The organism is Thalassoglobus neptunius, from assembly GCF_007859735.1.
GTDB lineage: Bacteria > Planctomycetota > Planctomycetia > Planctomycetales > Planctomycetaceae > Thalassoglobus > Thalassoglobus neptunius.
Map to the genome: position 1 here is coordinate 71,984 of NZ_SIHI01000016.1, position 12,535 is coordinate 84,518.

Annotated in this window: 10 protein-coding genes; 2 read left to right on the forward strand and 8 right to left on the reverse strand. The window is 53.3% G+C overall.

What is annotated here, in order from left to right; translation table 11 throughout:
• Nucleotides 1-124: 124 nt before the first annotated feature.
• The gene (locus tag KOR42_RS17900; protein ID WP_146511218.1) at nt 125-2,140 is read left to right on the forward strand and encodes an NHL repeat-containing protein; all 2,016 of its coding nucleotides are present in this window, start codon (nt 125-127) and stop codon (nt 2,138-2,140) included.
• 167 nt (nt 2,141-2,307) lie between these two features.
• On the opposite strand, the gene KOR42_RS17905 is transcribed toward KOR42_RS17900, so the two are convergent.
• The 5 genes from KOR42_RS17905 to KOR42_RS17925 form a co-directional block, all read right to left on the reverse strand.
• Nucleotides 2,308-3,315, reverse strand: a complete 1,008-nt coding sequence (locus tag KOR42_RS17905; protein WP_197441314.1) for a class I SAM-dependent methyltransferase — start codon at nt 3,313-3,315, stop codon at nt 2,308-2,310.
• Nucleotides 3,316-3,378: 63 nt separating this feature from the next.
• Nucleotides 3,379-4,992 carry an arylsulfatase gene (locus KOR42_RS17910; protein WP_146511220.1) on the reverse strand — a complete coding sequence of 538 codons (1,614 nt, stop codon included), beginning with the start codon at nt 4,990-4,992 and terminating at the stop codon, nt 3,379-3,381.
• A gap of 87 nt (nt 4,993-5,079) precedes the next feature.
• A complete protein-coding gene (locus tag KOR42_RS17915) occupies nt 5,080-5,913 on the reverse strand; it encodes a sugar phosphate isomerase/epimerase family protein (protein WP_146511221.1) in 834 nt (277 codons plus the stop codon).
• 71 nt (nt 5,914-5,984) lie between these two features.
• Nucleotides 5,985-6,557 (reverse strand): dihydrofolate reductase family protein, encoded by a 573-nt coding sequence (locus KOR42_RS17920; protein WP_146511222.1) that lies wholly within the window; start codon nt 6,555-6,557, stop codon nt 5,985-5,987.
• 113 nt (nt 6,558-6,670) lie between these two features.
• A complete protein-coding gene (locus KOR42_RS17925) occupies nt 6,671-8,002 on the reverse strand; it encodes a homoserine dehydrogenase (protein WP_146511223.1) in 1,332 nt (443 codons plus the stop codon).
• A gap of 319 nt (nt 8,003-8,321) precedes the next feature.
• On the opposite strand from KOR42_RS17925, the gene KOR42_RS17930 reads away from it, so the two are divergent.
• Entirely contained in the window at nt 8,322-9,167 is an 846-nt protein-coding gene (locus KOR42_RS17930; protein WP_146511229.1) for a menaquinone biosynthetic enzyme MqnA/MqnD family protein, read from the forward strand.
• 160 nt (nt 9,168-9,327) lie between these two features.
• On the opposite strand, the gene KOR42_RS17935 is transcribed toward KOR42_RS17930, so the two are convergent.
• The 3 genes from KOR42_RS17935 to KOR42_RS17945 all read right to left on the reverse strand — a co-directional run.
• The gene (locus KOR42_RS17935) at nt 9,328-9,702 is read right to left on the reverse strand and encodes a diacylglycerol kinase family protein (RefSeq protein ID WP_146511224.1); all 375 of its coding nucleotides are present in this window, start codon (nt 9,700-9,702) and stop codon (nt 9,328-9,330) included.
• Nucleotides 9,703-9,842: 140 nt separating this feature from the next.
• Nucleotides 9,843-11,099: a DUF1559 domain-containing protein gene (locus KOR42_RS17940; RefSeq protein WP_146511225.1), complete on the reverse strand. Its 1,257-nt coding sequence runs from the start codon at nt 11,097-11,099 to the stop codon at nt 9,843-9,845.
• Nucleotides 11,096-12,535, reverse strand: a 1,440-nt coding sequence (locus KOR42_RS17945) for an arylsulfatase (RefSeq protein WP_146511226.1), incomplete at its 5' end; no start/stop codon positions are given. The genes KOR42_RS17940 and KOR42_RS17945, both read right to left, overlap by 4 nt.

Below are 12,535 nucleotides of genomic sequence, written 5' to 3' on the forward strand. Positions count from 1 at the left end.
TTGTCCCTAACTCTTGCGAGTGTCGCATTTCGTCATCACGTTTTCTCACATTCTGTCTTATAGTCAACAAGATCTGCACCCCCTCTATTCTTCTGTTGACTCGATATGAGAGAAAGTGTTCTAGATGAATACGGCTTCTAACTCCATCGCCGCAATGATCATGGTGATCACAGGAGTTCTCCTGACGATGCCTGGAGAGGTTGAGGCGAAAAACGACTGGCTCAAAGGAACAGTACAAACTGGCGGGACCAAACACTCCAAGCCAAAGTCCAAAGTCCGTGTGACGCTTTACGAAGCAACCGAAGGGAGTCCCATTGTCGTCGGGCAAACGACTTCAAAGAAAAACGGAAACTTCAAACTGAAAGCACGGAAGAATCAGACAGACAGCATTTTCTTCGTCACTGCGAATGTCGGATACGGCGATGAATATGTTGCGATCCTCGGTCCGAAACTTCCCCCGGAAGTAACGATTAATGAACTGACAACTGTCGCAGCTGCCTATTCGATGGCTCAGTTCTATCGAACCGGCGAAATCTCAGGGAATGCGTTCTCGTTGCAGATCGCTGCGATGATGGCGGAGAACATCGCTTCTGCGCGAAGTGGCCGGACGTCTGAAGTTCTTCAGAAGTCACCGAACGCCGATCAGACGAATTCCCTTCGAACCGTTCGATCTCTCTCCAACCTTCTGGTTGCCACCACCGACAACTATCTGATTCGGTCGACTCTGATGTATTTGACAGAAACCGACAGCGGTGAGCGACCTCGCAACACCGTTGTGGCCCTGGCGAATCTCGCTCGTGATCCCAGCTGGAACTCGTCCTACATCTACTGGTTGACCAAGGTCAAGCGAGTTTACACACCGGTCCTTCATCAAGAACCGGATGCCTGGGTTGTCACCGTCAAAGTCAATGACTCCGGTGACGATGCGTTTCTCTTCGGCGGTCCGGCGAACGTTGCGTTCGATTCACGCGGATACGTCTGGGTGGCAAACAACGTCGTTCAGGGAACGCCAAATTCGGCCCGCAACATTATGGTTCTCAAGCCAAACGGAAAGCCCGCTGACGGCGGTCCCGGACTTCCCACTTCTCCAATCAGCGGCGGAGGAATCCTTGGAGTTGGTTGGGGCATTACAGTCACTCCGGATGACCACGTCTGGGTCGGCAACTTCGGTTGGGGTGACCTTAAACCGACGGAGAGCCCAACAGATGATGACGCGAACGGAAGTACTTCTCTTATTTCTCCCGCAGGAGTTCCGCTTTCCGTTCCGATTGGATTCTTTGGTGGAACACTCCGTGTTCAGGCCATTAAACTCGACGCAGATGGAAACGTCTGGTCGGCCAGCTTCGACAATGACAAGGTTGTCATGTATCCCGGTGGGGACCCAACGAATCCCCGCGAAGTCGACTTTGCCGCGAACTCCGCACCGTTCGGAATAGCTGTGGCACCAGATGGAGCAGTCTGGGTCACCAACTCCGGGGGCTTGTCTGGTCAACACCAGAGCAGCGTGGCGAAAATCATTCTGAACAACAATGGCGACCCCGTAGTTGAGTTCTCCCACGATGTCGGAGAAACGCTAAAAGTTATTGCCGTTGATTCAATGGGGAACGCCTGGTTCGCGTCTCAGAAAAACCACACCGTCTACGCTTACGCACCCGATGGCACTCAGATTGGGGCTTATACCGGCGGCGGAATCTATGGACCGTGGGGGATCGCGATTGACGGAGAAGACAACATCTGGGTTTCAAACTTCGGTCCACTTGAACTCGACAACGTGTTGACTCAAGGCCGATTGTCCAAACTCGCAGGAGCCAACCCTGCCACGCGTCCATTGAACACATCGATTGGAACTCCAATCTCTCCGCCAACTGGCTACACCGTTCAGTCAGCTGGTGAAGAAGTCTTGCTGCATGATGGAACTCCTCTCAACGGCCCGGACAGCAACCTGCCAAGCTATGTTCCGATGATGCGTCAGACGAGTGTTCAGATCGATCAAGCTGGGAATGTCTGGACAGTGAATAACTGGAAGCCCAAAATTGCTACAGATGTCCTTGGCTTCGATTCCGGGACGATCGACGAAGACGGAAACCCAGGTGGCGACGGCCTAATCATCTTCGTTGGTCTGGCTCCACCTCCGAAATAAGTCGATCGGTTTCACTCCCATCCATTTCACTGCGTGCATTCATCGCATGTCGTCGGTCGTAGTGGCCTGTCGACATGCGATGATTTTCTTTCAGGCGATCGCTTCGCCCGCCATTCTTCAGGCCGATTCTTCGAGACCGGTCCGAAGATCACAGCAACGATGTTGACTTAAGTTTCCCCTCGCGGCTTCCTTGCGGACACAGTCAGCTGTCCGGTTGTTTTTAATCCGCTGAGCACGATCGCGATCGGAGCACATGCGAGGTGAACAAACATCGGCGGGGCTGAGAGGAACCAATTCAGGAGAGTTTTCCCGAATCGCGAATTCGGATTCCGATCGAGCAACCAAAGCCCGGCTCCTCCAAAGTAGTCCCGAACACTCCGATGATTTGTAATATTAATCTCAGTGAAGCCTGCATCGCTAAGTAGCTGTTTGAGAATCCGCGGACGAAACTGATGCAGGTGCCGCGGAGCATCCCACGCAGGCCAGTACATTCCGAAACAACAACGTTCAAGCGACTCATAGTTGGGAACGCTAAAGTAAATCCTCCCACCTGAATTCAACCATTGAAAGGTCCGATCAAAAAATTGCGACGGACTCTTGACGTGCTCGAGGACCATCCATGCAAAGATGGCATCGAAGGAATCGTTGGGGTGTGTCGAACTCTCAATCGTTCCCGTTTCTACGGTATGTCCGAGAGAGCGTGCCAGTTCAGCAGCTGCGGGAGAAGGTTCGATTCCGTGAACACTCCATCCGGCGTCGCGCAGCTTTGTGAGAAAATCTCCACGTCCGGTGCCGATCTCCAGCGCCCGATTGCGATCAGATTCAGGTTCCGGAATGATTTGAGAGTCATCCCGTGAGAGCCAGTAGTACAAAGGCCGGATTCCTGGAATCCAGCGGATCGGCGGGCGAGCGTACCAGGGCTTGTAGTGAGGGTCGGGCACCGTCGCAGGAGCCGTTTCCTGGTGAGGCCCGTAGTCTTCAGGATAACAGGCTGGCAGGCTGGCATCGGTCGGGCAGGGGTTGAGATAAACGTGGCCGCACGATCGACATTTAACGAACTGGTACTCGCCAGCGATGCCACAAAGCCAGTCCCGACAGGTCATCACATGACCGAACTCAGAACTTCCACAGAGCGGGCATGGAACCGTTTCGAGAGTAATATCAGAGTTCGTCAATTCAGCGGATTCCTCAATCATCCTCTCGCCACACAGTCCTCGAGATCTTCGTCAAGCGGTCATTTATTCTGTCTGAAGTTGCGGCGCAGGTTGCCCCGGTTGTCTGAGGTACTGCACTTCGTAATCTTCCGGAAGTGGAGTGACGAGATTCTCTGCCGCCCATTTGTTCCATTCGCCTGCCAGCTTTGCGACACGCTCCGGATATTCCGCAGCGAGATCGGTGAGTTCAGTCCGATCCGAGCGGATGTTATAAAGCTCCCACGCTTCGTCTCTCAGAGCAACAAGTTTCCATTCGCCTGAATGGACAGCACGATTCCCCTCGTGTTCAAAGAAGAGAGAGCGATCAACGACGCCATCCGAATTGAGCAGGGGACACAAGTTTTCCCCCGGCCCTGATGCCCCCTCAGAACGTTCCGCCTGTGCGGCTTCAACCGTCGTCGGCAAGACATCGATTAAGTGTGCGGGCTGATGCGAAATCACCCCTTTAGGAACAGGACCGATTGGCCAATGAATAATACATGGAGAACTAATTCCTCCTTCATGGTTATAATGTTTATATAACCTCCACGGCGAATTCGATGCATTCGCCCATCCTGACCCCACGCTGTGGTATGTGCCCGGACCTCCCATTTCATCGAGTTGCTGCCCCACATGAAGCACGTTATTCGGACTTGATTTTCCGTCAAATCCATGCGGGTCCCATTCCGCGCATGCTCCGTTATCAGAGAGGAAGATGATCAGAGTATCATCGAATTGATTCTCTGCTTCGAGTGCATCCAGAATCCGTCCGACGTTTTGATCAACGCGATCGATCATCGCTGCATAAATCGCCATTCGACGTGCAAGATCCTGGCGACGTTCAGAACTCAGAGTATTCCACTCCGGATTGAATCCGGTGTGCGTTTCTCCGTAATTCCAATACTGCGAACGTGGAGTAAGTTGGGTGTTCTGATCGACGATTCCGAGTTTCTTCATGCGGGCCAATCGCTCTTCTCGAATCTTGTCCCAACCGACGGAATAGGTGTCGGCGTACTTCACGATCTCTTCCTCGCGTGCATGGAGTGGAAAATGTGGAGCATGGTAAGCGACGTATAAAAACCACGGCGAATCGGGAGTCGTCTGTGAGTTCTCAAGAAACTGCAGCGCGTGATCAGTGACTGCATCTGTCCCGTAAAACTTACCTTCGGGGTATTGGATCGCCTGCCTGCCTTGCGGCAAGCGGAGGTAATGGTCTGGGTCCCAAAAGGTTTGTGCGCTAATTAATGTTCCGTAAAACTCTTCGAATCCGTGTTTTGTCGGATCAGGTGTTCCAAGATGCCACTTCCCTGAGTGAAAACACCGATATCCACTCGATTGAAGTTCGTCGGCAATCGTTGCGGTCCCATCAGGGATGCGACCGCGATAACCGGGACGACGTAAGTCCTCGACCTTGTGCCCAACACCGACTCGATGCGGATACTGTCCCGTCAACAAACTCGCCCGTGATGGACAACACCGTCCGGTCGTGTAGAAGCGAGTCAATCGAGTGCCAGCGTTCGCAAGTCGATCAAGTTCCGGTGTCTCAATCTCTCCTCCATAGCAGCCCAGATCACTGAATCCGAGGTCGTCCGCGACGATCAACAGAATGTTTGGTTGTCCCTGCGACAGCGAAGAATCATCGGCGGACGCAGTTGTCATCAAGAAGCATGTTGCCCAAAACGCAACCAGCCAACAGAGCCTTGAGCGACGAGAATCTGATGTTTTCACAGCGAGCATTGGCGTTCCTTAGTTGATGGTCCAACCAGTCTGCTTCAGGTGTTCGACACTCTGCACAATTCGCTCATGCGTTTGTTCGAGCGTCAGCGGGGGTTCTCCTTGAATGCCTTCGACTTCGAGGCTGCATGGCCCGGAATAGTTTTGTTCGACAAGGACCGTTCGCAACTTCTCGAAGTCGACAGCTTCTCCTTCACCGAGTGCAGGGAAGTACCAGTCCTCAAATTTTCCGCGACAGTCCTTCAAGTGAACGTGCCTGATGAATGGTGCGACTTTCTTCTGTTCGGCCCAGAGATCGATCGTTTCGTTGTAATAGAAGAGGTTTCCGGGATCGAAGTTGATTCGAACAGAATTATGATCCACTCGTTCCATCAATTCGAGCATTCGCTCGGCGTTTTGACATGTCCCGGGATGCGTTTCACAGCAGTAGATGATTCCGGAATCGGCGCAGCGGTCTCCGATTTGTCGCAAGTGTGAAACCAGAGCTTCCCACTCCGACTCATCTTCAATCGCCCCGCCTCCAGCGACAATCAGCGAGACCCCCAAACGCGCAGCATGATCGATCTTCTTCAACGTGGCTTGGAAGACTTCGGGAAGCAATGGATTCCCCGAAGTCACGTTACAGGAGGAAAGTTTCAAACCAGCTTGCTGAATCGTTTCTGAGAGTGCGACGATTTCCGCCTCAGTCGACTGATCGGTTGCGACGGGTTGTTCCCCGAAGAACGAGGGGACGCCAGCATTTTTGATTGCGAGTTCGACATGCGTGATCCCGGCTGAAGCGAGAAGTTCGAACGCTGCCGGCGGACCGAATCGACCATACGAGTTTGTGAAACACGAAAGAATCATAAACGTTTACTTTCACGGACCATTACGAGAACGGGTGAGCGAATGCAACGGAAGTCAGGCGGCGAGATTCGTTAGTCAGCACTTTCATCACTGCCTCGCTGGACTTTGTACCGCAGCTCCGCCATTCCTGACCCGAGTTGGTGAACTGACGTCAGTTGTAGCGCCGGACTTAACACCATCCTTGGGAACAACGGCTTTCCCTTGCCAAGTGTTACCGAGCCCACTTGGATAATTAACTCGTCCAATAAGCCCGCATCGAAGAATTGTCCCGCCAGGTCACCGCCACCAACGATCCATATGTTCTTGCCGCCCGCTTCCTCAAGCATGGCCTCATGAACACGACTCACGTCGCCTTTCACGAAGCGAATCTCCGCGACTGGAATTTGGGGAAGCTGACGTGATAAAAAAAACCATGTCGGTTGAGTGTATGGCCACGGCGATCCCACCTCCTCAACCACTTTCTCCGCATTTCGAACGATCCATTCGTAGGTTGCTGACCCCATCGCCAAAGCTCCGACGTTGGCAATAAACTCGGGGTAGCTCGATTCTTCGATGCTTCCAAGTGCGAAGAGCCAGTCGAGAGAATCATCTTCGGTCGCGAGAAACCCGTCGAGGCTGGCTGCGGTGTAATACTGGGTCTTCATGGTTGCGGCACGGGTTATGAGTTGATCAGGAGCTTGAACTTACAGCCCAACAACTTGTTCGCTTCGGTGTGCTCTTGATTCGATCCCCAACCGAGCAAAGCCGAATGAATCGGTTATTCCCCACTCGCTGGCTGCGGATCACTCACAGGAAGACACAACCATGGCGGTCGTACGCTGGAAACCTGATTCAGTTCTTTCGCAGCTGCCCGAACTTTTCCTTCGGTTGTAAGGTGCGTCATAAAGACGAGCGGCACGATCGGCGGTTTCGAAGGGTCTTGTTCGTCGGAGACTTCCTTTTGAATGACGGAGGAAAGGCTGATTCTGTTTCGCCCCAGAATATCCGCAATGTCGGCGATCACGTGAGGGAGGTCTTCCACGTGGAACCGGAAGTAATAGCGACGCTTGATTTCTTCCAAATTCTGATACTGAAACTGTTGTTCGGTCTGCCAGAGATTGAGTCTTCGGAACGTCAGTGCCGCACGTCCCACAGCGACATCGACAAGATCCGCGACGACCGCCGACGCTGTTGCCATCTGACCGGCTCCCATCGCTGAAAACCAGGCTTTTCCGACTGCGTCACCCGTCAGCTCAATCATGTTGTACGGACCGTTTGTTTGGGCAAGCGGTCGTGAATGCCGAATCAACGTCGGCTGTGTATGGAGTTCGAGGCATCCGTCCACGAGTTTTGCAGTCGCAAGCAGCTTGATGGCATAGCCGAGTTCATCAGCGAATCGAAGATCTTCGAGCAGTAACTCATCGATCCCTTGAACAGGGAACATGTCGGGAGTGAGGCGTTCCCCGAACGCGAGTTGCGTCAGGATTCCCAGCTTCTGAGCAGCATCGGTTCCTTCAACATCCATCGAGGGATCGGCTTCGGCATAGCCCATCGCTTGTGCCTCGGCGACAGCGTCTTCATAAGAAACGCTATTCTCGAGCATCTGTGTCAGAATGAAATTGCTCGTACCATTCAGAATCGCTTCCAGCGCGACGATCTGATTGCCTGACATCGCCTGCCCGATGGCTGCAATGACTGGACACCCGCCAGCGACGGCCGCTTCGAACGCGATGGTGCGACCTGATTCACGGGCTTTGGAAAACAACGTGTTCCCATGCTCGCACAGCAAGGCTTTGTTGGCGGTGACAATGTCTTTCCCAGCTTCGAGAGCTGTTTCCACAATCTCCTTCGCGGGAGACAATCCGCCGATCAGTTCGACGATGACATCATTGTCCGGCGATTTCGCCAGCGACAATGGATCAGTGGAGACCGGAATCCCTGCAAGGTCGACCGGTCGCGGCTTTGAAGCATCTCGGACTGCGATTCCGGTAATTTCGATGGGACGTCCTGCTCGCTGAGCAGTGCGTTGTGCGTGTTCCGTCAGAATCTGAGCGACGCCTGAGCCGACTGTTCCAAGACCAATTAAACCAACTCGCAATGAATCTGACATTTGAGGTTTGAGACCGCCACTGGAAATTTGAAGACACCTGCGGCCGGGACTGTCCGACCGGCGCATGATCAGATTAACGGCATTGGCAAGACGACGGGAGGCACAAGGGAGATTTCTCCCCGATTTCACTCGTCATGATGTCACAGATGCAGTTATTTATCTGAAGAATCTGCGGTTATTGATCCACGACTTTTACACAGAACTCAATTTCTCGCACTGGCAAGGAGATTGCGAGCCCGGTCTTGCTTCCTATAATCCAACGAACTCCTCTATTTAGGCAGTTGATGTCATGATCAACCGAAACAGAAATCCTGAGCGCATGGAAGCAGATTCAACGTGGACGCATCAAACTATTCGAGTCGGTGCGGTGAGCTACTTGAACAGCCGCCCGCTCGTTGAATCCCTCGATACCTATCAACCAGAAATCGAGCTTTCCCTCGACGTTCCAAGTCGTCTTGCAGACCAACTCGCCGGCGGCAAGCTGGATGTTGCTCTCATTCCTTCCGTCGAATCGTTTGTCGACTCAAATTACAGGATTGTTTCTGACGCCTGTATCGCAACGCATGGCCCCGTCCTGTCTGTGAAGCTCTATTTCCGCGTTCCTCCGGGGAAGGTGAAAACACTCGCTCTCGACGAGGGGTCTCGAACAAGTGCGGCCCTCGCGCAGATCATGCTTGCAGAGCGTTTCGGAGTGCATCCGGATCGAATCCCGTTACCGCTCGAACAATCGACCTCCGACACATCCGCTGACGCGGTCCTTCTCATCGGAGATCGAGCAATGCACACACCTGCGGAATCCTTCCACTCTGTGTGGGATCTTGGAGAAGAGTGGGTCACCTGGACCGGGTTACCCTTCGTCTTTGCGATGTGGACAACTCGTTCCGGCCTTGATCTCCACGGAGTTGAAGCTGTTTTGCAACAGGCACGAGATCTCGGATTAGAGCGAATCAACAAGATCGCCATCGACGGAGCCAATGCTCTTGGTCTTTCACAAGATGTGAGTCTGCACTACCTCACGAAGAACCTGTACTTCAAATTGGGAGAAGCAGAGCGAGAAGGTCTCAAGTTGTTCCGAAGACTTGCTGCTGAGAACAACCTGATCCCTCAAATGAACACGCTTCGATCGAGAAGGCATTCCTCGACAGATTCACTCGCGAGAGCTTAAAGCGAGCATGCTGCACTCATGAACGCGCTGCTTTCGCGAGAGTGTCGCTTTGCGAGTTTGCCACTCGTCAGCCTCGCATGTTTGTCGCCAGCCGCTGACACCAACCGCTGACATCAACCGCTGACATCAACCGCTGACATCAAACAGTGTCGCCAGCCGCTTAGATGCCGGACTCAAGCCATTCGTGCAAATGGCGACTGAATACCAGCAGTCCGACAACGGCTGCTGTGATTGAAACGACGAGAACGCTCCCAGCTGCGAAGTCTTTCGCCCGGCGGGCTCGTTCGTCAATTTCGGGCTGAAGCAAATCGACGACGGATTCGATCGCAGTATTGATCAGCTCCGCTGAGAGAACTCCGCCAATGCAAATCGCGATCACGATCCATTCGATCGTCGTCAGGCCCAGGATCAGGCCCGCCACAATGACTGCGACCGCAATGGCCAGCTGAATTCGAAAATTCCGTTCCGTCGCTGCCGCTTCAAAGAGGCTGCGGATGGCGATCTTCAAACTGGCCAGAAACGAGTCGTTTTTCATGTGATCCCGGCGAGAGTCGAGAAATGATGGACAGGGATTAGAGCACTTTCTGATTGGGTCTGCACTCACTCGCACGAGCAAACTGAGCCTTTTACCTCATGAAAAAGCTCAAGCGAGTGCACAGGAAAGAGCAACATGCTTTAATCCAGGAAGTTCTCTCGGCTCAATGAATGGGGAACGATTGATCCGGAGTAGACTTGAAACGGAAGAAGCTCGACCGTGGGGACTGACAGTTCGCTGTCGTTGGGAATTGGAAATCCCGGGTTGATCCAGTTGTCGGAATTCAGGTCTCGAACTTTCTTGACGCTTCCATCTGCCATGAGGATGTTGAGTGTCATCACTCCCGCTGCAAAGTCAGGGTGTTGCGGAGCCCAGTTTCGCGTGTCTTGAAGCCAGATTTTTCCGTCCACACCCCCGTCGCCTTCAACTTCAGCAGTTGGGAGTTCGTCTCCGCAGAACGGACCGGTTTCACAATCGTCGACTGGCAAACGATCGGCAACTGTTCCGGGTGGAAGACTGACAAATGAATCCGTCGACTGGTCCCATGTCACAGGCCCATTGAGCATAGCTGCCACCAAATGCTCTCCTTGAGTGAGACCATTGACGCTGGCGAGAGTCTCTGAAACTTTGATCGTTGGAGTTCCTTCTGCAAGGAGCGGAATGTTTTGCTGCGGGATCGGCGAGATCGCGAGGAGCCGCAAGTTGAGTGGTCCGAACGTCGCCCCACGCTCACTGACGGGCCAGTCGGGAGAAGTTTGCCAGAGCCCATCATCAGCTCGTTCCCAGGCAATTCCTGATCGCGCCAAATACCAGCTCGGCGCGTAATTGGTCGTCATTCCGCTTCGAATCATTTCCGAAGCCATTTCGATTCGCCCAGAGTCACCAGGCGGCAACTTTCCGTCCCCCACGGGTTCACCGTCTTTGGCTTCAACGAGGAAGTCGGCACACTCGCCCCCCAGTCGAAAATTCAGATCAGCAGGCATCCGAGTCACTGAAGGAGTTCCGGGAGTCCCGACCAGATCGGCGACTCCTTCCGCATGGGTGAGGCTGTGACTCGGGCAGTGGAGTGTCGCCCCCGAGAGACGCTTGAGGTGATACAGATCCGAAACCCATCCAAACTCGATGGGACATCCATCGGACAAAAAATCATGCGCTCCGGTCGAAAGTTGCGTCGCATCGTTTTCATCGGCGAACTGCAAGAACGCGACGCCGATCTGTCTCAAGTGGTTCTGACACTGAACATCTCGTGATTGCTCGCGGAGCCTCATCAGCACCGGAGCCCCCAAACCGATCACGATGAACACAATGATCAACACGACCACGATTTCCGAAACAGAAACCCCGGCTCGCGGCACAGGACGATCGAACGACTTTTTCAAAGAGTGGGGACGATTCATTTGATCCACGGACCATTCACAAAGTCTCGAACACTCGTCGGCACAACTGGACCGGGATACGGCCGCGGATCAGAATGGGAAGCGTCCATGAAGCTTTGAATCTGCTCGACAATCTCGGGGTGCTGGGCAGCTACGTCTCGCTCCTCACCCGGATCAGAGTCCAGGTCGAATAGCTGGATCGTCTCTTGCCCGGCGAGATGAATCCCTTTCCACTTGCCCATCCGGGCAGCTCTTCCCAATCCGCGTCTGGACAGATACTCCCAATAAAGTCCCTCGTGACTCTCTTGTTCCCCGTCGCCTGTCAGTGTCGGCAAAAAGGAGATCCCATCGGTGACTTCCGGCGTGTCGGCTCCAATGACTTCACAAAGCGTTGGGGTGACATCCCAGAACGCGAGCGGTTCATCACTGACTTTTCCGGCAGCAATTTGATCAGGCCAACGAGCCACAAACGGAACGCGAATTCCTCCTTCGTAGAACGTCCCTTTGTAGCCTCTCAGATCCGCATTGTTCTGAAAGTAATCAGTCATCTTCGTCCAGCCGGCATCTTTTCCTCCGCTTTGACCGCCGTTGTCAGACGTAAAGATCACAAGTGTGTTCTCGTCGATTTTCAGTTCCTTCAACAGCTGAAGAATTTCTCCGACTTGATCGTCCATCCGGGAAATCATTCCCGCGAGAGTGGTCAGGCCATCTTCGGATCCAAGATAATTTTCACGAGGATCGAGAATCGCAACCTTTGGAAATTTCCCTCGATAGGGAATCTCTGACTCTTCCGGGACGACAACTTCCACATGCGGAATGATGTATGGAACATAGGCGAAAAACGGTTTGTCGTGGTTTGATTGAATGAACTCCATTGCGGAGTCATGAATCTCGTCATTGACGTACTGATTCATTCCGGTGCGATTGCCATCCAGCATCACTTTTTCATCGTTTTGCCACAGCCAGTAGGGATAATAGAAGTGAGCATGGACCTGAAGATACTGGCCGAAATACTGATCGAACCCCTGTCGATTTGGATGCCCTGAGGTGCCTTCGTATCCGAGCCCCCATTTCCCGAAACCACCCGTCACATAACCAGCAGACTTGAAGCGTTCAGCGAGCGTGACATCGGAATCGAGAAGGAATTGACGCGTATCATTCGCTCGGACGGGCGTGTGCCCCGAGTGAAGCCCGGTCATCAGAACACTTCGCGATGGCTGACAAACGTGTGAGCCAGCGTAGAAGTGCGTGAACTGAATTCCCTCGTCAGCAATCTGATCGATATGGGGCGTCTTGATCTGATCCTGTCCGTAGCATCCAAGTGCTCCGTATCCCATATCATCCGCCATGATGAGAATGATGTTTGGGCGGGTGGGTTGATCGGCTTGAAGTGTTGGCGTATAAAGGAGTTGTGGAATGACAGTAGTGGCAAGCAAAAATGCCAGTGTAGTTATTCT

What these genes read in the sequence shown, in the direction of transcription:
- KOR42_RS17915 (WP_146511221.1), bottom strand. Translation starts at nt 5,913, where the DNA reads ATGATTCTTTCGTGTTTCACAAACTCGTATGGTCGATTCGGTCCGCCG.
- KOR42_RS17940 (WP_146511225.1), bottom strand. Translation starts at nt 11,099, where the DNA reads ATGAATCGTCCCCACTCTTTGAAAAAGTCGTTCGATCGTCCTGTGCCG.
- KOR42_RS17935 (WP_146511224.1), bottom strand. Translation starts at nt 9,702, where the DNA reads ATGAAAAACGACTCGTTTCTGGCCAGTTTGAAGATCGCCATCCGCAGC.
- KOR42_RS17930 (WP_146511229.1), top strand. Translation starts at nt 8,322, where the DNA reads ATGGAAGCAGATTCAACGTGGACGCATCAAACTATTCGAGTCGGTGCG.
- KOR42_RS17920 (WP_146511222.1), bottom strand. Translation starts at nt 6,557, where the DNA reads ATGAAGACCCAGTATTACACCGCAGCCAGCCTCGACGGGTTTCTCGCG.
- KOR42_RS17910 (WP_146511220.1), bottom strand. Translation starts at nt 4,992, where the DNA reads ATGACAACTGCGTCCGCCGATGATTCTTCGCTGTCGCAGGGACAACCA.
- KOR42_RS17900 (WP_146511218.1), top strand. Translation starts at nt 125, where the DNA reads ATGAATACGGCTTCTAACTCCATCGCCGCAATGATCATGGTGATCACA.
- KOR42_RS17925 (WP_146511223.1), bottom strand. Translation starts at nt 8,002, where the DNA reads ATGTCAGATTCATTGCGAGTTGGTTTAATTGGTCTTGGAACAGTCGGC.